Origin of the sequence: Selenomonas sp. oral taxon 138 str. F0429, assembly GCF_000318175.2 — a bacterium.
In the GTDB taxonomy this organism is placed as follows: Bacteria; Bacillota; Negativicutes; order Selenomonadales; family Selenomonadaceae; genus Centipeda; species Centipeda timonae.
The window spans coordinates 353,231-374,000 of sequence record NZ_KB290939.1 but is presented as its reverse complement, the minus strand read 5'-3'; the positions used below and the strand labels follow the sequence as shown (position 1 = coordinate 374,000).

Below are 20,770 nucleotides of genomic sequence, written 5' to 3'. Positions count from 1 at the left end.
AAAAATTCGGAAGGGGGCTATCCCACAAATGCAGCGTTTTATGAGCGGTGGAATTCTGCTTGCCGCTCTCGTGTTTTTCACAAGTTTCAACGTGTGTAATGCGGCAGAGGACATGCGCTTCGTCGACGCGGAGGACGACACGGGCTACTATGTCGATGCAGCGACCGTCGTGCGCGTCTCGGATACGGAGCGCGACGCCGTTGTTGCCGTCGTGAAGGCGACTGAGAACCGCCGCTATCTGTACCGCACACGCCTCAACCCGCAGGCGGGAACGTACCAATTCGTCTCCGCGCAGGTTGAGATCTACGATACAAAGGAAGTTCTGCGTACAACGCAGGGCATGGACGTGCCGCAGAAATACACGCCGGCGTCGCCCCTCAGAAGCATCGCGGACTTCATTGAAGAGCTGCTGACGACAAAACAGCAGCCGCCACGGTAGGAGGAGATCATTCATGCAGCAGAAAATCTGTGCACTCGTGCTGACCTTCGTGCTCGCACTCACGTCTTTCGGCACGGCGCTCGCGGCCGAGCCGCCCAACGCCGTCCAGTCCAAGCTCGCACTCATCGAGCAGGACACCTACGGACAGGAGCAGACGGGCGCGCTGATCGACCGCATCAACCGCCTTGAGCGCGACTATGACGGCAAGCACCGCTCGGGCAGCCTGATGGCGCGCATCGACGCCATCTACGACGAGGTCTATACGAACAGCACAACGCCGTCCGTCCTCATGAACCTCAACGCGATTGAGTGGAACATCAACCACGAGACGAGTCTGCGCCCCGTGCAGGAACGCGTGAGCGAGATGGAGGTCGCACTGCTCGGCAAGACCGCCGAGGGCACGTTCCAAAAGCGGATCTCCACCCTCTCCGAGGCATCCTTCGGCACGAAGGAGATTCCCGTCACGCCCGTCTCCGTTCCCGCGAACACCCTCGTCAAGGTCGCACTCGTGACCCCCGTCAACGCGAAGAACCTGAAGGTTGGCGACACGATCGAGTATCAGGTTGCGGACGACGTCTTCGTCGGCGATACACTCGTCTTCACAAAGGGCTCGCGCGGCGAGGGCACGGTCACGAAGGTAAAGCAGGCAAAGAACTTCGGGCGCAACGCGCAGGTTGACATCGACTTCAAAAACACGAAGGCGCTCGACGGCACCTACGTCACGACCTTCATCGGCGAAGAGGCGAAGAAGGAAATGCAGCATCTCGCCATGGCTGCTGGTGCATCGCTCGCGGGCATCGCCGTCCTCGGACCTCTCGGTGTTGTCGCGGGTGCATTCGTCCACGGTAAGAACATCGACCTCCCCGCAGGCACCGAGCTCTACATCCAGACGCAGACTGACACCACCGTCTACGGCGTCCAGACCACCTACGACAGCGCTGCGCCGTTCCAGGCTGCGGCAGCAACCTCCTCGCATAGCGAGAACAACGACACGAGCGTCTACAACGACAACGTGTAACGCATACAAAAAGCTCACACCACAAGGCGTGAGCTTTTTGTATGCGGTCAATCAATCAGCGGACGAAGAAGGCCGCCAGCTTCATATTCTCATCGTACGTAAGACGGTAGACAACGGCAGTCGCCTTGTAGCCCACAGCGAGCTCGCAGATGACATACCACTTGTCACCTTCCTTGCCCGCCGTCATAAGAGGCTTGCCAACGCCGGCACGCGCGCCCCACTTCGGCGCGTACTCCGCCTTTGCACCAGAGATCTGCTCCGCCGTCAGATGCGGGCGCAGCTCCGAAGTCGCCTCCGCCTGCAGACCGGTCACATCGTCCTTTTCAAAGCGTGCAATCGTCGCCATCACGTGCTGCTCGACCACCTGCACGTCAAACGGCGTCTGCTCTGCCGCCTGTTCCTGCGTCTGCTCCTGCTCGGCAGCAGGAGTCGCATTTTCCTCGGCGTATGCGGCAGGTGCTGCAAAGAATGCTCCGCCGGCAACGAGCGTAGCGGCAAGCATGCGGGAAAGTGTACGGAATTTCATAAAAACCTCCTATGTCAATCGAAACTTACTTAATGCAGGAGAAGCACGCGAGCGATTCCACGCACTCGACCTCCACCTCGCGGAAAAGAGCACGCAGACGCGCCTCGAGTCCCGCCTTCGTATCATATGGCGGCGTGAAGAAGCCCATGCGCGTGTAGAGATGTTTCACAACGAACTCTGTGCGCGGATTCCCGCCGAGGACGAACACGGAGCCCGTCAGCCGTCCGCCGGGACGCAGGACGCGATGCACCTCGCTCCACGCCGCCGTCTTGTCCGGGAACGCATGAAATCCGTTGATCGAGACCGCCGCATCGAAGAAATCATCCTCGAACGTCAGCTGTCCGACGTCGCCCTCCACGAAGGCGACATTATGGATGCCGATTGCATCCGCACGCGCGCGCGCCGCAGCGAGCATCGCGGGCGAGTAGTCGAGGCAGGTGATGTCTGCGTTCGGCAGCTCCGCATACACGGGCAGCGAGAGACATCCCGTCCCCACCGGCACCTCGAGCAGCCGTCCCTCAAAGCCCTCATGCGCCGCACGCAGCGCAAGACCGACGTAGCGGCTCACACCGTTTCTGTCCAATCCCCACACGAGCCGCGAGACGAACTTCCCCGACCACGTCGAGTACGTCATCATGCCATCGTACAGACTCGCGAGGCGCCCCACCGAGTGATACGCCCCCCTGATCTTCTCATACCGCCGCAGTTCCTCGTCCATCGTGACATCCTTTCTCATCATTATCGCCATTCATTCTAGCATAAAACGCGCACGTGTTCAAATCCTCTCTCTATGGACACACTCCCGTTTCAGTGGTAAAATTTAGGAAATTACGTCAAACGAAAGGGAGATCATCATGCAGCAGCGTACCTATATCACAATCCTGCTTGCGGCAGCTCTCGCTGCGGCGGGCTGCGGCACTGAGCAGGTGCAGGAGACACCTGCGCCCCTCGTGCGGACGATGACGGTAGGCGATGCCGCCCGATCAGAGGCAGGCTATACAGGCGCCGTGCGCGGACGCTATGAGACGCGGCTCGCCTTTCAGGTCGGCGGACAGATTCTCTCACGCAATGTAAATATGGGTGCGCACGTCCGCGCGGGAGATGTGCTCATGGTCATCGACGCACGCGACGTGCAGCAGCAGGCAAACGCGACAAATGCCAGTGTCTCCTCTGCACAAGCACAGCTGCAGCTCGCGCAGACAAATCTCAAACGCTACGAGGAACTGTACGCCGCACAGGCAATCTCAGAGGCGATGCTCGACCAGTACCGCACGAATGCGCGCGCCGCCGAGGCAGCCTATCGTCAGGCAGTCGCACAGGACACGGCGAGTCGCAACGCACTCGGCTACACGAACCTCGTTGCAGGCGCGGACGGTGTGATCTCGAACATCACCGCTGAGGAGGGACAGATCATCGCGGCGGGGCAGACCGTCATGATGCTCACGCAGGATGGCGAGCGCGAGGTGGAGATTGCCGTCCCCGAGAGTCAGCTCTCTGCGGTCAGCATCGGCATGCCCGCCGCCGTCACGCTCTGGGCGAATCACGCCGCACTCACAGGCTACGTCCGCGAGCTCTCGCCCGTCCCCGATGCGGCGACGCGCACTTATGCAGCACGCATCGCACTCACGGACGCACCCGCAGACCTCCCGCTCGGCATGACGGCGCGCGTCTTCCTCGGTGAGAGCGCGGAAAAAGGCGCCGTCATCCCCCTCTCCGCCCTCTATCAGACGGGCGACACGGCAGGGGTCTACATCGTCGAGGACGGCACTGCGCACCTCCTCCCCGTCACCGTCACCGCATTTCACGAGAGCAACGCCGTCGTCACGGGCCTCCCGCGCGGCGCAGTCGTCGTGACGGCGGGCGTCCATCAGCTGCATGACGGAGAGAAGGTGCGGACGAAATGAGGAATCTCACAGAGCTTTCCCTGCGCCACCGCGCTCTTGTCTGGTATTTCATCATCGTCTTTACCGTCGGCGGCGTCTTCGCCTACAACGCGCTCGGCCGCATGGAGGATCCCGCCTTTACCATCCGCCAGATGGTCGTCTCCGCCGCATGGCCGGGCGCAACCGCCGAGGAGATGCAGGAGCAGGTCACGGACAAACTCGAGCGGCGCTTTCAGGACACGCCGGGACTCAAGAACATCGACAGCGAGACGCGTGCGGGGCAGACCATCATCTACATTCAGCTGCGCTCCGACATTGACGACAGCCTCATCCGCCCAACGTGGCGCGACGTGCGGAATTTCGGCGAGGACATCAAAAGCGAACTCCCCGACGGCGTCTATGGCCCCTACTACAATGACCGATTCGACGATGTGTACGGTTCGATCTACGCTATCACAGGCGCGGACTACTCCTACGAGGAGCTGCGTGCCATGGCAGAGGATGCACGCCGCCGCATTCTCACCGTCCCGAGCGTGCAGAAGGTCATCCTCCTCGGCGTACAGCCCGAGCGCATCTACGTCGAGATCTCCCTCGCGCGTCTGGCGCAGCTCGGTATCCCGCCGACCGCGATCACGGACGCGCTCCATACGCAGGACACGATGACGACGAGCGGTACGGTCGAGACGGAGACGGACACCGTGCAGCTGCGCGCCTCGGGCGTATTTGAGAGTCTTGAGGACATCCGCGCGCTTCCGATTGCCGCAAACGGAAACGTCTTCCGCCTCGGCGATATTGCCACCGTCGAGCGGCGTACAGCCGATCCACCCGAGCCGATGATGTTCTACAACGGCGCGCCCGCTATCGGCATCGCCGTCTCCATGGAGGACGGCGGCAACATCCTCGCGCTCGGCAGCAACCTCGCTGCACTCACCGACGAAATACGGCAGGATCTCCCGCTCGGCATGGAGCTGAACGAGGTATCGAACCAGCCCGCCGTCGTGCAGCACTCCATCCACGATTTCGTCGAGACACTCGCACTCGCAATCATCATCGTGCTCGCCGTCAGCTTCCTCTCGCTCGGTTTTCGCACCGGGCTCGTTGTCGCGGGCTGCATCCCGCTCGTCCTCGCGGGCACATTCGTCGCCATGCATATGCTTGGCATCGACCTGCACAAGGTCTCCCTCGGCGCGCTCATCATCGCGCTCGGTCTCCTCGTGGACGATGCCATCATCGCCGTCGAGATGATGAGCGTCCAGCTCGAGCGCGGCATGGAGCGTTTTGACGCTGCGTGCTACGCCTTTACCCAGACGGCGAAACCCATGCTCACGGGCACGCTCATCACCTGCGCGGGCTTCATCCCCGTTGCATTCTCAAAGGGCATGGCGAGCGAGTTCTGCCGCAGTCTCTTCCCTGTCATCGGCATCGCGCTCGTCCTCAGCTGGATCGTCTCCGTCATGGTCGCGCCGCTCTTCGGCTACTACCTGATCCGTGTGAAAAAGGGCGCGGAAGCTGCGCACGATCCCTACAGCAGCCCCTTCTACCAACGCTTTCGGCGCGTGCTCACACTCTTTCTCAGTCACCGCGCCGCCGTCCTCATCGGTACGGTGCTCCTCTTCGCGGCATCCATCGCCGCATTTCCGCACATCAAGCAGACCTTCTTCCCGCCCTCACTGCGCCCCGAAATCCTCGTCGAGCTGACCCTGCCGCAGGGCGCATCCATCGCCGCAACCGAGCGCGAGGCAAAGGTGCTCTCCGCCATCCTCGACGCCCACAGCGACAAGATCGCAAACTATGCCGCATATGTCGGACGCACCTCGCCGCGCTTCGTCCTGCCCGTCAATGTCAAAGCTGACGCGGACAACCGTGCCCAATTCGTTATAACGGCGAACGGTACCGAGGAGCGCGAGGAGCTTGCCGCACTCATTGCAGAGGCGCAGCTGAACGAACTCTCGGGCGTGCGCGTCGCCACACAGTACATCCAGACAGGGCCGCCCGCCGACTTCCCCGTTATGCTGCGCGTCTCTGCCTCCTCGACGGACGAGGTGCGCCGCATCGCAGAGCAGGTCGCAGCGATTGCCGCAGACGATCCCGCCACCGCGAACATCCATCTCGACTGGACGGAGAAATCCAAGGCGGTGCAGATTGACTTTGACAAGGCAAAGCTGAAACTCTACGGCATCAGCGCGCGCGATGTCAAGCAGATGCTCTACACCGAGCTGACGGGCGCACAGGCGGCGGAGTTCTACACGGGCGACCGCACGATCGGCATCGTCCTGCGCCTCGCAGACGCAGACCGCACGAATCTCGAGCGGCTCGGCGAGCTGCCGATTGCAACGCAGGGCGGCTACGTCCCGCTCGCCCAGATCGCACACCTCTCCTATGCGGCGGAGGACGGACTCATCAAGCGGCGCAACCTATTGCCCACCATCATGGTGCAGGGCGATGTCGTGCGCGGCGAGGGCAACGACGCGACGCAGCGCATCTACCGCGCGACGGAGGAGCTGCGCGCCTCCCTGCCCGCAGGGGCGAGCATCACCCCCGCAGGCGCGCTTGAGGACTCGGCGGAGGCGATGGGCTACCTCGTGCAGCCTGTGCCCGCCATGGTCTTTATCATCATGACCCTCCTCATGCTGCAGGTCGGCACAATAGGCAAGATGGCGCTCACCCTCCTCACCGCCCCGCTCGGACTCATCGGCGTTGCGCTCGCAATGCTCCTCACCGACTCCGCGCTCGGCTTCGTCGCTTACCTCGGCGTCCTCGCCCTCTTTGGCATGATCATCCGCAACTCCGTCATCCTCATCGACCAGATCAAAAAACATGAGGATGCGGGCGAGAAGCCCCTCGACGCCATCATCGACTCGGCAGTCCTGCGCTTTCGCCCGATCATGCTCACCGCCGCCGCCGCCATCCTCGGCATGCTCCCCCTCATGCGCAGCGTCTTCTGGGGACCAATGGCGGTCGCCATCGCGGGCGGCCTCATCGTCGCAACGGCACTCACCCTCTTGGTGCTGCCTGTCATGTATGCAGTCGCGTATCGTGTGAAGGGTGAATAGAAGAGCCGCACTATGCAGGCGGCGTAGGCGTCCCGCTGCACATAAAAGCCGCCCGACGAAATGTCGGGCGGCTTTCGTATGCCCCTCACGGACTCTCATACGGGTAAACTGCGAGCGCGTCGTCCTTGTACTCGCCGATGTAGACATCCTTCAGCTCGACGCCCGCCACGCGCAGCTCTCCGTTGAGCCAGATGCGATCCTTGTCGATGAGTTCGAGGGCGTCGTCGTCGATCTGCCCATCGAGGATGAGCGGATAGCGCGCGTTCTGCTCGCCGTACTGGATGACGGTGAGCTGTCCGTTTGGTTCGAGTACGGCGCGCTTTACGTCCTTTATGAAGTAGACCCCCGCCATGCGGAGTTTCAGCGTGATATCGTGCGCGAGGAGTCCGTGTCGCATGCACTCCTCGACCATGAGTTTGCCGCGCTCGATGAGGACGGCGGGACGCCCGTCGACGAAGCCCTTGACCACGGCACTGTTCGACTTCAGATATTTCAGGATCAGCACGAGCATTGTCCACGCGATGAGGACGAGCAGGAAGTCGGGGATCGAGATGCTGTTGTTGTAGATGACACCGCCGATGATGCCGCCGAGCACATAGTTCTGCACCTGATCGGTCGCGGAGTTCGGCGCAAGGTTACCCTTGCCGAGGAGGTTGATCTGCACGATGAGACAGAGGAGACCGAGCGCGAGCTTTGCAAGCATGAGCGAGTAGATGAGCATGTCAGTCCTCCTTGTCCACAATCTTCACGTCACGATACAGGAGATGTGTTCGTTCGTACTGGAACGCGGTGAAGTCCGCATTGAATGTCACGGCGTAGAACGCCCCCTGCACATCGACGAGCATCCCCTGCTTCAGATAGGTGGAGTTCGTGCGGATCTGTGCCACCGGCACGTTCAGATCCTCGCTGAGACTATGGAGGAAGGTCACCATGCGCGAAGTCTGCTCGTGGTCGCTCTGCGCCGCATTGTAGCTGTTCCACTGCACGCCGCCGAGGAATGCGACGGCAAGGAAGAGGATGACGATGAGATCACGGTCACGCGTGACGAGCCGTCTGCGCAGATGTTTGACGCTCATGACGAAGAGTGCTGCGAGCGCGAGGAATGACAGGACGTACCACAGGGTATCGTTAAACTGACTGTGCGCTGTGATGTAGTCATATGTATAGAATGACAAAGAAACACCTCCAAACGCTCAGAGATTACTACGTCGGGAGGTGTTCGTCAACTCTTTTCTGCTCTGCATTTTCGGGCATAAGTTCAGCCCCGTGAGCACAGGTCTCACGGGGCTGAACTCCGCGTTCCTGCACTAGTCAACAAAAACCTAAAAATTAGTCATTAGAATTGAGATACTGTACATATTCATCGAAGATGTGATACCAGCGAGCCGATAGGGGCGCCTGTGACACAAACGACTTTCTCACGATAGAAAGTATTTACTCTTCAAAGCCCCCCTTTCACCATGCTGCGCATAGTCCCCCTCCCCCGTTTCGACTGGGAAGGCTTCGGGTCAAATGCAGCCGCTGAAAATTTTTCTCATAGACCTATTGATTTTCTTTCTCATGTGTGCTATATTCTATACAGGCTTTCGTTAGGGAACGTCCTCGGACGTTTCCAAAGCTCTCCTAAAATATAATACACAGCAAAGATAGTCCACAGTGGAGTGTGGGCTATTTTTGTGCGCTCTTGTCTGTCACGAAGCAACTAATAAAGAATAATTTCTTTTTGGTAGATACTATCCAAGTATTGACAGCTGTGTTATAATAAATCAAAAGGTCAATATAACTGCAAAAAGTTCAGGCAGATGTATATACGCCCGTTCCCTCTATAGCGGGCAGTCAAAGGAGATGAATCCATGCCAAAGGAACGTATTCAAAAGGATGTCGTCATCATCGGCGCAGGCATGGCGGGGCTAACCGCCGCGCTCTACGCGGGTCGCATGAACCTGCGCACACTTGTGCTTGAGAACTCGCTCGTCGGCGGGCAGATCGCGACAGCGGCGGACATTGAGAACTATCCGGGCTTCGAGCGCGTGAGCGGGATGGAGTTGATCGGCACGCTCGAGAAGCAGGCGACGAATTTCGGCGCGGAGATTGACGAGTTCGACCGCATCGAGCGCGTTGACCTCAAGAGCACGCCGAAGATCGTGGAGACCGAAACGTATATTTATGAAACGCCCGTTATCATCATCGCCTCGGGCATGAACCGCAGGAAGCTCCCGCTCCCGCAGGAGCCGCATTATTTCAATCGCGGCGTGCACTACTGTGAGCTCTGCGACGGGCACACGTATCAGGACAAGGTGATCTCGGTGATGGGCGGCGGCAACGCGGCAGTGGATGCGGCGAACTTCCTCACGAAGTACGCTTCGCATCTCTATCTCATTCACCGCTCGCAGCTGCGCGCAGACAAGTCCTCGCAGGATGCGCTCTATGCGAATCCGAAGGTGACGGTGATGCTCGAGACAGAGATCACGCATCTGAACGGCGAGGATCGGCTCACGTCCGTCGATCTCCTGCACAAGGACACGGGCAAAAAGGAGACGCTGCCTGTGGACAGCATCTTCGTCAACATCGGTGTTCTCCCGAATACCGACCTCTTTGTAGGGCAGCTGAAGCTTACGGAAACGGGCTACATCGCGGCGGATGAGAACTGCCGCACGGAGATCCCGGGGGTCTTTGTCGCGGGCGACATTCGCGTCAAGGAGATCCACCAGCTGACAACCGCCGCCGCCGACGGTACGACTGCCGCGCTCCATGCGGAGAAGTATCTCGCAAGTTTGAAGAAGTGATGAGGGGCGCCCCTTCCACCATGCTGCGCATGGTCCCCTCCCCCGCTGTGGCAGGGGAGGCTTTCGAAAACGGCATATTAGCTTCCCCCGTCGCTACGGGGAAGTGGCGAACGCAGTGAGCCGATAGGGGCGTTCAGAAGTAACGAACTATTCGATACAAACAAATAAGGAGGGCATTTCCATGATTCAGGTTTTTTCATTCGACGCGTGCCCGTGGTGCACAAAGGCAAAGAAGTATCTCGACAAGAAGGGCGTCGCGTACACCGTCCGCGACATCGAGAAAGAGCCTGCCGCCTACGATGATCTCATCAAGCTCACGGGCGAGGGCGCATGCCCCGTCATCCTCGCGGATAGCGGCGAGTATGTGCGCGGCTTCGATCAGCCCGCCATCGACCGCCTCATCGGCGCGTGAGGAGGGATGGCTATGGTAAAGGTCTACTCCATCACGGTCTGCCCGTGGTGCGTCAAGGTGAAAAAATACCTCAAATATCGCGGCATTCCCTACGAGGAGTTCAACATCGAGCACGATGAGGCAGCGCGCGAGGAGTGCCGCCGCCTCTCGGGCGACACGATTGTCCCCGTGACGACAGCGGACGGCAAAGACTTCGCCCTCAGCTACGACCGCGAGAAGCTGGACAAGATTCTCGGGATTACGGCATAAAATTATACAAGCGGACGCATTTCCTGCGTCCGTTTTTTCATCTTCCTTCTTGCCAAAATTTTTGAATTGGATTAAAATAGCAGTGCAGGGACGTTTCATTTGAATGGGCACAGCGAATCATTGTGCCCCAATGCAAGGAGGTTTTGATATGACTGGATTACCGCTTATCCTCGCCTTTTGGGTCGCGATTGTCATTATGATTGTCATGATCTCAAAGCTGCGCATTCATCCGTTCATCTCGATCATGTTGGTCTCGCTCGTACTCGGACTCGTCGCGGGCATCCCCCTCGTGGATCATAGGCTCGCGGACGGCACGGTGCAGCACGGTCTTGCAACTGTTGTCGGGCAAGGGTTCTCGGGGACATTTACAAGCATCGGTATCGTTATCATCCTCGGTGCGATGATCGGCACGGTGCTCGAAAAGACGGGCGGCGCGCTGAAACTCGCGGACATGATGATCCGCCTCGTCGGCAAGGACAACCCCGTCATCGCCGTTCAGCTCATGGGCTGGGTGGTGTCGATCCCCGTCTTCTGCGACTCGGGCTTCGTCATTCTCGACCCGATCCGCAAGGCGCTTGTACGCCGCACGGCAGTCTCTGCAGTCTCGATGACCTTTGCCCTGAGCTCCGGTCTCTTCATCTCGCACGTCTTCATCCCGCCGACACCGGGGCCGATCGCGGCGGCGAGCACGCTCGGCATTGGCGACTACCTGCTGCAGGTCATCGGGCTTGGTCTTCTCTGCTCCATTTTCCCGCTGATTGCAGGCTATTTCTTCGCACGCTGGATCGGCACGCGCGTGCAGTCCAAGGACGAGGTCGAGCCCGAGGAGGTCGCAAAGGTCTACAACGATCTCATTGACTCCTATGGCAAGTTGCCCTCGGCGTTCAGCACACTCGCTCCGATCATGGTTCCAATCTCGCTGATGGCGCTGTCCTCCGTGGTCGCAATGCTGGGACTGACGGGATTTGTCCCCGAGCTCATCCGCTTCCTCGGCACGCCGATCATCGCACTCGCTGTCGGCATGGCACTCGCAACGCTGCAGCTCTTCTCCGTCGGGCGCTCCGAGGAGTTCTATGCGATCTGCAACAACAGCCTCATGACGGTCGGCCCGATCCTCTTTATCACGGCGGCAGGCGGCGTGCTCGGCAAGGTGATTGCGGTCTCGGATATGGTCAAATACATCTCGGCGCACGCGGACGTGTTCGGTGGCATGGGCATCTTCTTCCCGTTCCTGCTCGCAGCGGTGCTCAAGACCGCACAGGGCTCATCCACGGTCGCAATGATTACCACGGCGGGCATCATTGCACCGCTGCTCACCGTGCTCGGCTTTGATACGCCGATTCAGGCAACGCTCGTCTGTATGGCGATCGGTGCGGGCGCAATGACCGTCTCGCACGCAAACGACTCCTACTTCTGGGTCGTCTCCGAGTTCAGCGGGCTGACGCCCGATCAGGGTTACCGCGTCCAGACGATGGGTACGCTCGTCCTCGGACTCGCTGCCATGCTCGAGATCACGCTGCTGAGTTTCGTGCTGCGCTGATATTTACAAAAGCATTTACAAAAGCAAAAGGAGCATTGCCTCATGCAATGCTCCTTTACTATGCAGATTTTATATGGATCTCCTGCTGTCCGCAACGTATTCCAATCTATCTTTTTCTTGCCAGTGACAGCAAAAGACCGTAAAATAAAATATAGGAAGCACTGATGAATTCTGTCGCGCCAATCTGACGCCTTCATTTTATCAGGGTTTTTTATCGTTCATTTCTATTACCATACGGCAAGGAGGTCACCATGAAATTCCCAACACGGCTTATCATCCTCACACTCACACTGCTCCTCGCATTTTCAGTCACGGCACTCGCCAAAAGTGCAAATCAGCAGCGCACCGAAATCCAAGGGCTCCACACGCAAGCACTCACAAACCTCTATGAGCTCTCTCCCGATGCGCGTGATGTCATCAACAATGCCTATGGATACGCAACAATCAGTGCTACAGGCTCGCAGGTGGGGCTGCTCGGCGGCGCACACGGACGAGGTCTTGCCAAGAACAACCGCACCGGTGAACAGCTCTACATGAAGATGGAGGCGTATCAGGTCGGCATCGGGCTTGGCGTGAAGGAATACGATCTCATCTTTGTCTTTGGCACAAAACACGCATGGGATTCCTTTATCTCAGGCAAGTTCAAAGTCGGCGGCGCAGCGGAAGCCTCCGCAACGGACGGCTATTCGGGCGGTGCGATTGAGGGCGCGGACATCGTCGCAAAGGACACATGGGTCTATCAGGTCACGACGAAGGGTCTCGCCGTTGGAGCGATGCTCAAGGGGCTCAGCATCTATCCAAACCGAAAACTCAATTCATAATGCCCACGAAAAAAAGGATTGCAGCGGCGCAATCCTCTTTTTCTATTGCATCAGCGATCCATCGTATTTCAATGTCGCAAAGTAATCATCAATCGTCTGTGCGCGGCGGATCAGTTCGATGCTGCCGTCCGTGCGGCGCAGGAGTTCGGCGCACCAGAGTTTGCCGTTGTAGTTGAAGCCCATCGCGCTCCCATGCGCGCCTGTGTCGTGGATGATGACGATGTCGCCGATGTCGATCTTCGGCAGGGCGCGGTCAATGGCAAACTTATCGTTGTTCTCGCAGAGCGAGCCTGTGATGTCATAGATGTGGTCGGCGGGCGCGTGCTCCTTGCCGAGGACGGTGATGTGATGATACGCGCCATAAAGTGCGGGACGCATGAGGTTCGCCATGCAGGAGTCGAGGCCGATGTAGTGCTTGTAGGTATTCTTCTCGTGGAGGACGGTGGAGACAAGCCAGCCCGCGTCACCCGTGATGGCGCGCCCGCTCTCCGTGCGGATGCCGACATCATCCAGTCCTGCGGGACGCATGATCTCGTTATAGAGGCGCTCCACGCCCGCGCCGACAGCGGCGTAGTCAACGGGGCTCTCCTCGGGGCGGTACGGGATGCCGAATCCACCGCCGAGGTTGATGAACTCGACATGAATGCCGATGTTCGCCTTGAGTTCTGCCGCCAGCTCGAACATGATGCGCGCGGTGAGGAGGAATGCCTCCGTACGCAGCTCCGCCGAAATCACCATCGTATGCAGGCCGAAGCGCTGCACGCCCATCTCGCTTGCACGCTGATAGCCCTCGAAGAGCTGCGGACGTGTCAGCCCATATTTTGCCTCCATCGGCTTCCCGATGATATCGTTGCCCTCGATAAGGTCGCCGGGGTTGTAGCGGAACGAGAGCACCTCGGGCAGCCCCGCGTGCTCCGCCATATAGTCGAGATGGGTGATGTCGTCGAGGTTGATGACGGCACCGAGCTCGATTGCCTTTTGAAACTCGTCGTAGGGTGTGTCGTTCGAGGTGAGCATGATCTCCTCTCCCGTAACACCCGCCGCCTCGGAGATGATGAGCTCGGCGATGCTGCTGCAGTCCGTGCCCGCCCCCTCCTCGTGGAGAAGCTGTACAATGCGCGGATTCGGCAGCGCCTTCACGGCGAAGTGTTCGCGGAAGCTCGGCGCCCATGCGAATGCATCGCGCAGGCGGCGGAAGTTCGCACGGATCGTCGCCTCGTCGTAGATGTGGAACGGTGTCGGGTATCGCTCGATCAGCCGCAGGGTCTCCTCCTGCGTGAGCGGAAATGTCTTTTCGTTCATATTGTCCTCCCTCTGGTAAGTTTTCCCATTATAGCAATGAAAAAACACGTCTGTCAATCAGACTTCATATTGTATACCTTGACGAAATGCGCGCGCTCCCCTATAATGAGTGCTATCTTTTTCTATATGGGGAACTGATTAAGGGGGTATATTCATGATATTTGGCAGAAAGGCTCTGCGTCTTGCGGCCGCACTCGTTGGCACGGCGCTCCTCGGCTCCGCGCTCACAGGCTGCGGCGGCGATGCGGCGAAGTCGGACGAGATCCGCATCGGCGCAAACTTCGAGATGACGGGCAACACGGCGAACTACGGTACGTCGACGCTGGAGGGTCTGAAGCTCGCGATCAAGGAAGCAAATGATGCGGGCGGCATCAATGGCAAGAAGATCGTCCTCGTCGAGGCAGACAACAAGTCTGAGGCGGCGGAGTCGATCAATGCGGCGACGAAGCTCATCTCCGACGACCACGTCCGCGCGATTGTCGGTCCCGCAACGACAGGCAACGTCATCGCAGAGTCGCAGGTGGCGACGGACAACAAGATCCCCGTCATTGCACCGGATGCGACGGCAGTCGATGTCACCGTGGAGAACGGCAAGGTAAAGCCGTGGATCTTCCGCAGCTGCTTCATCGACCCGCAGCAGGGCGATGTCATGGCGAAGTTCGCACTGGATACGCTCAAGGCAAAGACGGCGGTCATCTACATCGACAACTCGACGGACTACTCCAAGAGCCTCGCTGCCGTTTTCGAGAAGGTCTTTACGGCGGGCGGCGGTCAGGTACTCATGACCGAGGGATTCCTCGCGAAGGATCAGGACTTCAAGGCGACACTCACGCGTCTGCGCGCGGCAAATGCGGATGTCATCTTCGTTCCCGCTTACTATGAAGAGGTCGGCAAGATCGTCAAGCAGGCACGCGAGATCGGCATCACCGCGCCCATCATCGGCACGGACGGCTGGGACGATCCGAAGGTCACCGAGCTGGCGGGCGCAGCGGCTCTCAACAACACGTACTTCAGCACGCACTACTCCGATAAAGACGAATCGGTTCGCCCCTTTATCGAGGCGTTCCAGAAGGAATACAACCATGCGCCGAACGTCTTCGCGGCACTCGGCTATGATGCGGGCAAGCTGCTCGTGGATGCGCTCAAGCGCGCGGGTTCGGATGATCCCGAGGCACTCCGCAAAGCGATCGAGGAGACGAAGAATCTCGTCGTCGGCACGGGTACGATCACGATGGATGCGCAGCACAACCCGATCAAGCAGGCGGTCATTCTCGAGAACAAGGACGGCGACCGCGTTGTCGTCGCAAAGATTATGCCGAGTATGTAATCCATTCGGCTAAGAGTGCACAAAGAGCCGCAAACTGCGGCTCTTTTTTATCACATGGAGGTGGTTATTCTATGGAGTTTATGCACCAGATACTCCAACAGCTGATCAACGGCATCTCACTCGGCAGCATCTACGCGCTGATCGCGCTCGGCTATACGATGATCTACGGCATCATCAAGCTCATCAACTTTGCGCACGGCGACATTTACATGGTCGGCGCATACCTCGGCTTCTATGCCATCACGCTCGGCATCCCCGTTGTGCCTGCGATCCTCATCTCGATGGCGGTCACGTCACTGCTCGGCGTTCTCGTCGAGCGGTTCGCCTACCGTCCACTGCGCCACGCGCCACGCATCTCCGTGCTCATCACGGCAATCGGCGTGTCGTTCCTGCTCGAATACGTCATGATGGCGGTCGTCTCCCCCACACCGCGCACCTTCCCCGCAACGATCAGCGACGTATCCTTTGACGTGGCGGGGCTCATCATCAGTGGGCAGCAGCTCCTCATCATGGGTGTGACCTTTGTGCTTATGCTCATCCTCACCTACATCGTGCGCTCGACCAAAATCGGCAAGGCGATGCGTGCCGCGTCGTACGACACAGAGGCGGCACAGCTCATGGGCATCAATGCGAACCGCATCATCTCGGTCACGTTCGCCATCGGCTCGGCCCTCGCGGCGGTCGCAGGCGTGCTCATCGGCATCTACTACAACTCCATCGATCCCCTCATGGGACTGATGCCCGGCATCAAGGCATTCGTTGCAGCGGTGTTCGGCGGCATCGGCATCCTGCCGGGCGCGGTGGTCGGCGGACTTGTCCTCGGCATCGTCGAGGCGTTTATCTCAGGGTTCGGCTTCTCGATGTTCCGCGATGCAGCGGCGTTCGCCATCCTGATTCTCGTCCTGCTCTTCAAACCCGCAGGCATCTTCGGGAAAAATGTCAAGGAAAAGGTCTAAGGAGGTGCGCAGATGAATTCATTGCAAAAAAACGATCTCAAAATGCTCGTCTTCGCCCTCGTGATCTACGGCATTATCATGGGGCTGACGAGTGCGGGGATGCTGAGTGCGTTCTGGCAGCTCAACCTCATCTTTGCGGGGATCAACATCATCCTTGCGGCGAGCCTCAACCTGATCAACGGATATACGGGACAGTTCTCGCTCGGACACGCTGGATTTATGGCGGTCGGCGCGTACGTCGGTGTCGTGCTCACGACGAATTTTCAGATGGCTTTCCCAGTCGCCATTCTCGCGGGCGGTGTCACGGCAGGACTCCTCGGTGCACTCATCGGTCTGCCGACGCTGCGTCTGCGCGGCGACTACCTCGCCATCGCAACGCTCGGCCTCGGTGAGATTGTCCGCATCGTCATCATCAACGTCCCCTATGTCGGTGGCGCGGCGGGCTTCAAGGGCATCCCCCACCACACGGACTTTACCTGGGTCTTCTGCCTGATGCTCGTCACCCTCTTTATCATCAAGAATTTCGTAAACTCGCGCCACGGCCGCGCGTGCCTCGCGATTCGTGAGAACGAGATTGCGGCGGAATCGATGGGCGTGAACACAACGCGCTACAAAGTGCTCGCATTTAGCATTGGCGCATTCTTCGCGGGTGTTGCGGGCGTGCTCTTCGGACATAATATGTATATCCTCAGCCCCGCATCGTTCACGTTCATGCAGTCGTTCAACATCCTCATCATGGTCGTCATGGGTGGCCTCGGCTCGATGACCGGCTCGATCGCGGGCGCACTTGTCGTCACCTTCCTCTCGGCGGCACTCGCGAGCTTCCCGAACGCACGCATGATTATCTACGCGCTCGCGCTCATCCTGCTCATGTTCTACCGCCCGCAGGGGCTCTTCGGCTATGTCGAGGTCACGGCGATGCAGCCGCTCCGCCGCTTCTTTAAGAAGGGAGGCGAGGCATAATGGCAAAGGAACTCTTAACAGCGACCGATGTCTCGATGGTCTTTGGCGGACTGAAGGCGATTGTCGACTTCAACGTCCACATCAAGACGGGCGAACTGCTCGGACTCATCGGGCCGAACGGCGCGGGCAAAACGACGGCGTTCAACCTCTTTACGGGGGTCTATCAGCCGACCACGGGCGAAATCCTGTTCAAGGGCAAGAGCATCGTCGGGCTGAAGCCGAACCAGATCACAGAGCGCGGCATTGCACGTACGTTCCAGAACATCCGCCTCTTCGGCGAGCTCTCCGTGCTCGACAACGTCAAGATCGCGTACCACTGCCATATGAACTACGGTCTTCTCGAGTCGGTGCTGCGCCTCGGACGATACTGGGAAGAGGAGCGGAAGCTGGAGGAGGAGGCATACCGTCTGCTCGAGATCTTCCATCTCGCGGATGTCGCAGGGGAAAAGGCGAAGAATCTCCCCTACGGCGCGCAGCGGCGGCTTGAGATTGCGCGTGCGCTCGCGGCACAGCCAAGCCTTTTGCTCCTCGACGAACCGGCGGCGGGCATGAACCCGCAGGAGACGCTCGAACTCATGGAGATGATCCGCTGGGTTAAGAAGGACTTCGGCATCACAATTCTCCTCATCGAGCACGACATGGCACTCGTCATGGGCATCTGCGAGCGTATCTACGTCCTTGAGTACGGCGCAATCATCGCGAACGGCACCCCCGAGGAGATTCGCTCGAACCCCGAGGTCATCCGTGCATATCTGGGAGCGGAGGAGTAAGATGGCAAACGAAACGAATATGAAAAACACCCCCATGCTCCGCGTCTCGGATCTGGAGGTCTACTACGGCGCAATTCACGCGCTGAAGGGACTGAGTCTCGAGGTAAATGAGGGCGAGATCGTCACCCTCATCGGGGCGAACGGTGCGGGCAAGTCCACGACGCTCCGCACCATCTCGGGGCTGATCGCCCCACGCGGCGGCAGCATCGAATTTGAAGGAAAAAACATCGCAGGAACGGGCGCACATGAGATTGTTCGTGCGGGGATTTCCCAAGTGCCCGAGGGACGGCGCATCTTCGCCGAGATGACCGTGCTCGAGAACCTTGAGCTCGGCGCGTTCACGCGCAGCGACAAGGACGGCATCGCCGCCGACATGGAGATGGTCTTTACGCGCTTCCCGCGCCTGAAGGAGCGCATCGCCCAGCAGGCGGGCACGCTCTCGGGCGGCGAGCAGCAGATGCTTGCGATGGGGCGCGCGCTCATGAGCCGTCCGCGTCTCCTGCTCCTCGACGAGCCGTCGATGGGGCTCGCACCGCTCCTCATCAAAGAGATCTTCTCGATCATCGTCGACATCAACAAGACAGGCACGACCATTCTGCTCGTCGAGCAGAATGCGAACATGGCACTCTCGATTGCCAACCGCGCCTACGTCCTCGAAACGGGACGCATCACGCTCTCGGGCGCAGCGAAGGAACTGGCGGCGAGTGAGGATGTTAGGAAGGCATACCTCGGAGGATGATACAAGCCTCCCCCGTATACAATACATACTTTCCCCATAAAAGCAGGAAAAATCAACGCAAAACGCGAATATCATAGAATATATCGCGCGTTACCATTGGCAAGGAGGAAGCATTTATGTTTGTTGCCAACTGTATGACCAAGAACCCTGTCACCATCGGTCCCGATGCAGGCATAGATGAAGCATCGAAGCTCATGGACAAGGGGCATTTTCGCCGTCTGCCCGTCGTGGAGCACGGCAAGCTCGTCGGCTTTTTCACGAATCGCGATCTCCTGCGTGCCTCGCCCTCGTCGGCGACCACGCTTGACCGCTTCGAAGTGCGCACCCTGCTATCGAAGATCAAGGTTGCCGATGTCATGCAGAAAAACGTCATCACCGTCACGGACACGATGACGATTGAGGAGGCCGCGCTCATCATGGCGCGCGAGAAAATCGGCGGCGTCCCCGTCCTCTCCGAGGTCGGCAAGCTCGTCGGCATCATCTCCTCGACGGACATCTTCCGCGCCTTTATCGCCGTCATGGGACTGGACAGCGGCAAGACGCGCCTCACGATAGATGTCGCCGACCGTACAGGCGTCCTACGCGACATCTCGACCGTTCTTGCCGACCTCGACATCAGCATCGACAGCATGGTCACGCTCCCGCAGCCAAGCGGTACCTATCAGATCATCATCCGCGCCGACATCGACGACGTGGATACGGTCAAGGATCGCCTCTGGTCAAAGGGATTCAAAGTCAGCCACGTCATCCAGATCGGCTGAACACACCTTTCCTTCATCCATACAAAAACTCTGCCGCAGCCAGAGCGGCAGAGTTTTTGTATGCGTTTTTCACTCCCCAATGAGTCTCCCATCCGTCCCGATGAGAATGACGAGAGCAGACGGAACGTCCGCAAGCAGCTTCCGCCCCTCCTCTGCACCGAGCACAAAGACCGCCGTCGACAACATATCCGAGAGCAGCCCCATATGCCCCTGCCATGCGGGCAAATCCTCTGCGCTCAGCGGCAGTGTCACCACCACCGAGGCGAGCCCTGTGTCCGCAGGATAGCCTGTGCGCGGGTCAATGAGGTGATGATACCGCCGCCCCTCATAGAGAAAGAAACGCTCATCATCCCCCGATGCCGAGAGGACTTCATCGGAAAGCGGAAGAACGGCGAGCGCATCCCCCGCTCTCTCGCCGCGCGGATTGCGGATCCCGATCTGCCACGGCTCTCCCGCCTCATTCACCCCCATGCCGAGAATCGAACTCGTGCCGAGATCGGCGAGTGCGTTTTTGATGTCTGCGTTTTGCCATGTGCTGCGGATGCCGTCGAGTGCCAGCCCCTTGATGAGTGCGCCACGGTCAATCTTCATCCCTGCGCGAAGGAGACGCGCTTGGTATCTTTTTTGTCCGGTTTCTTCCACCGTATTCAGTTCCAGGAACTCATACCCGACACGCGCACGCGCCTCGGCAACCTCCTCGGGAGACGGCGGCAGCTTCTCCGCACGTGCACGCTCCCAAAGAGTCGTGAGCGCCCCCGCCGTCACATCAAACGCGCCGTCCGAGCGGCGCGCGATCTCCTGCGCAAGCCGCAGTGTCTCATAGAGCGCGGGCGAAATCTCCCGCCACTCTCCCGTCCCCGCCGCAGCCTCAACATCTGCAAGAGCCGCCCCGTCCGCGTCGCGCTCCACCTGTGCGAGTACGGCAAGCCCGTCACGCAGAGCCGCCTGCGACGTAATCTCGTCCGCGCGCACCGTGAGCCGCGCCACCGTTCCCATAACAAGCTTCGTCTCCTCCGCCGTCACCGCGCCATTTCCCCCGCATCCGCTGAGGAGGAGGGTTGCGCAGAAAAGAACCGCAGCAGGAATTTTATACAACGTGAAGAATCTTGATATCATACACTTACCTTTCAATGAAACCTGAGTGGGGCTATGCCCTAAAGCAAACCCTAGAGGAGCAAGCGGAAGAGAGGGCACGTTCTGCCCCCTGCGGATTTTATTCGTTCAA

At 59.2% G+C, this 20,770-nt stretch carries 21 protein-coding genes; 15 read left to right on the top strand and 6 right to left on the bottom strand.

Annotated elements, in window-relative coordinates:
* Positions 1 to 28 precede the first annotated feature (28 nt).
* Both HMPREF9163_RS06705 and HMPREF9163_RS06700 read left to right on the top strand, forming a co-directional pair.
* Entirely contained in the window at positions 29 to 439 is a 411-nt protein-coding gene (locus HMPREF9163_RS06705; protein ID WP_037346369.1) for a hypothetical protein, read from the top strand.
* 13 nt (positions 440 to 452) lie between these two features.
* Positions 453 to 1,457 (top strand): hypothetical protein, encoded by a 1,005-nt coding sequence (locus HMPREF9163_RS06700; RefSeq protein ID WP_009440975.1) that lies wholly within the window; start codon positions 453 to 455, stop codon positions 1,455 to 1,457.
* A gap of 55 nt (positions 1,458 to 1,512) precedes the next feature.
* Here HMPREF9163_RS06700 and HMPREF9163_RS06695 read toward each other — a convergent pair whose 3' ends face one another.
* A complete protein-coding gene (locus HMPREF9163_RS06695; protein ID WP_037346366.1) occupies positions 1,513 to 1,983 on the bottom strand; it encodes a hypothetical protein in 471 nt (156 codons plus the stop codon).
* Positions 1,984 to 2,008: 25 nt separating this feature from the next.
* The gene (locus HMPREF9163_RS06690; RefSeq protein WP_037346422.1) at positions 2,009 to 2,701 is read right to left on the bottom strand and encodes a class I SAM-dependent methyltransferase; all 693 of its coding nucleotides are present in this window, start codon (positions 2,699 to 2,701) and stop codon (positions 2,009 to 2,011) included.
* Positions 2,702 to 2,837: 136 nt separating this feature from the next.
* On the opposite strand from HMPREF9163_RS06690, the gene HMPREF9163_RS06685 reads away from it, so the two are divergent.
* Complete coding sequence (locus HMPREF9163_RS06685) at positions 2,838 to 3,887, top strand: efflux RND transporter periplasmic adaptor subunit (protein WP_009440972.1); 1,050 nt, start codon at positions 2,838 to 2,840, stop codon at positions 3,885 to 3,887.
* The gene (locus HMPREF9163_RS06680; protein WP_009440971.1) at positions 3,884 to 6,919 is read left to right on the top strand and encodes an efflux RND transporter permease subunit; all 3,036 of its coding nucleotides are present in this window, start codon (positions 3,884 to 3,886) and stop codon (positions 6,917 to 6,919) included. The genes HMPREF9163_RS06685 and HMPREF9163_RS06680 overlap by 4 nt, the downstream gene beginning before the upstream one ends.
* An 85-nt stretch (positions 6,920 to 7,004) precedes the next feature.
* Here the strand turns inward: HMPREF9163_RS06680 and HMPREF9163_RS06675 are convergent, their stop codons facing one another.
* Together HMPREF9163_RS06675 and HMPREF9163_RS06670 are read right to left on the bottom strand one after the other, a co-directional pair.
* A complete protein-coding gene (locus HMPREF9163_RS06675) occupies positions 7,005 to 7,640 on the bottom strand; it encodes a DUF421 domain-containing protein (protein ID WP_009440970.1) in 636 nt (211 codons plus the stop codon).
* Position 7,641: 1 nt separating this feature from the next.
* Complete coding sequence (locus tag HMPREF9163_RS06670) at positions 7,642 to 8,094, bottom strand: DUF3290 domain-containing protein (protein WP_009440969.1); 453 nt, start codon at positions 8,092 to 8,094, stop codon at positions 7,642 to 7,644.
* 678 nt (positions 8,095 to 8,772) lie between these two features.
* Here HMPREF9163_RS06670 and HMPREF9163_RS06665 point away from each other — a divergent pair.
* From HMPREF9163_RS06665 to HMPREF9163_RS06645, 5 genes are all read left to right on the top strand, one after another.
* Complete coding sequence (locus tag HMPREF9163_RS06665; protein WP_009440968.1) at positions 8,773 to 9,705, top strand: NAD(P)/FAD-dependent oxidoreductase; 933 nt, start codon at positions 8,773 to 8,775, stop codon at positions 9,703 to 9,705.
* A gap of 181 nt (positions 9,706 to 9,886) precedes the next feature.
* Positions 9,887 to 10,117, top strand: a complete 231-nt coding sequence (locus HMPREF9163_RS06660) for a glutaredoxin domain-containing protein (RefSeq protein WP_009440967.1) — start codon at positions 9,887 to 9,889, stop codon at positions 10,115 to 10,117.
* 12 nt (positions 10,118 to 10,129) lie between these two features.
* Complete coding sequence (locus tag HMPREF9163_RS06655) at positions 10,130 to 10,366, top strand: glutaredoxin domain-containing protein (protein WP_037346363.1); 237 nt, start codon at positions 10,130 to 10,132, stop codon at positions 10,364 to 10,366.
* A 148-nt stretch (positions 10,367 to 10,514) separates the two neighbouring features.
* Positions 10,515 to 11,906 carry a GntP family permease gene (locus HMPREF9163_RS06650; protein ID WP_037346359.1) on the top strand — a complete coding sequence of 464 codons (1,392 nt, stop codon included), beginning with the start codon at positions 10,515 to 10,517 and terminating at the stop codon, positions 11,904 to 11,906.
* Between the two features lie 251 nt (positions 11,907 to 12,157).
* Positions 12,158 to 12,727, top strand: a complete 570-nt coding sequence (locus tag HMPREF9163_RS06645; protein WP_009440963.1) for a YSC84-related protein — start codon at positions 12,158 to 12,160, stop codon at positions 12,725 to 12,727.
* Between the two features lie 42 nt (positions 12,728 to 12,769).
* On the opposite strand, the gene HMPREF9163_RS06640 is transcribed toward HMPREF9163_RS06645, so the two are convergent.
* Entirely contained in the window at positions 12,770 to 14,029 is a 1,260-nt protein-coding gene (locus HMPREF9163_RS06640; protein ID WP_009440962.1) for a diaminopimelate decarboxylase, read from the bottom strand.
* Positions 14,030 to 14,183: 154 nt separating this feature from the next.
* Between HMPREF9163_RS06640 and HMPREF9163_RS06635 the strand changes: the two genes are divergently transcribed.
* The 6 genes from HMPREF9163_RS06635 to HMPREF9163_RS06610 all read left to right on the top strand — a co-directional run bounded on the left by HMPREF9163_RS06635 (position 14,184) and on the right by HMPREF9163_RS06610 (position 19,545).
* Positions 14,184 to 15,356 carry an ABC transporter substrate-binding protein gene (locus HMPREF9163_RS06635; protein ID WP_009440961.1) on the top strand — a complete coding sequence of 391 codons (1,173 nt, stop codon included), beginning with the start codon at positions 14,184 to 14,186 and terminating at the stop codon, positions 15,354 to 15,356.
* Between the two features lie 71 nt (positions 15,357 to 15,427).
* A complete protein-coding gene (locus HMPREF9163_RS06630) occupies positions 15,428 to 16,312 on the top strand; it encodes a branched-chain amino acid ABC transporter permease (protein WP_009440960.1) in 885 nt (294 codons plus the stop codon).
* A gap of 12 nt (positions 16,313 to 16,324) precedes the next feature.
* The gene (locus tag HMPREF9163_RS06625; RefSeq protein ID WP_009440959.1) at positions 16,325 to 17,275 is read left to right on the top strand and encodes a branched-chain amino acid ABC transporter permease; all 951 of its coding nucleotides are present in this window, start codon (positions 16,325 to 16,327) and stop codon (positions 17,273 to 17,275) included.
* Positions 17,275 to 18,045 (top strand): ABC transporter ATP-binding protein, encoded by a 771-nt coding sequence (locus tag HMPREF9163_RS06620; protein WP_009440958.1) that lies wholly within the window; start codon positions 17,275 to 17,277, stop codon positions 18,043 to 18,045. The genes HMPREF9163_RS06625 and HMPREF9163_RS06620 overlap by 1 nt, the downstream gene beginning before the upstream one ends.
* Before the next feature lies 1 nt (position 18,046).
* Positions 18,047 to 18,784 carry an ABC transporter ATP-binding protein gene (locus tag HMPREF9163_RS06615; protein ID WP_009440957.1) on the top strand — a complete coding sequence of 246 codons (738 nt, stop codon included), beginning with the start codon at positions 18,047 to 18,049 and terminating at the stop codon, positions 18,782 to 18,784.
* A 116-nt stretch (positions 18,785 to 18,900) separates the two neighbouring features.
* Positions 18,901 to 19,545 (top strand): CBS domain-containing protein, encoded by a 645-nt coding sequence (locus HMPREF9163_RS06610; RefSeq protein ID WP_009440956.1) that lies wholly within the window; start codon positions 18,901 to 18,903, stop codon positions 19,543 to 19,545.
* Positions 19,546 to 19,614: 69 nt separating this feature from the next.
* On the opposite strand, the gene HMPREF9163_RS06605 is transcribed toward HMPREF9163_RS06610, so the two are convergent.
* The gene (locus HMPREF9163_RS06605; RefSeq protein WP_009440955.1) at positions 19,615 to 20,661 is read right to left on the bottom strand and encodes an FAD:protein FMN transferase; all 1,047 of its coding nucleotides are present in this window, start codon (positions 20,659 to 20,661) and stop codon (positions 19,615 to 19,617) included.
* Positions 20,662 to 20,770 lie beyond the last annotated feature (109 nt).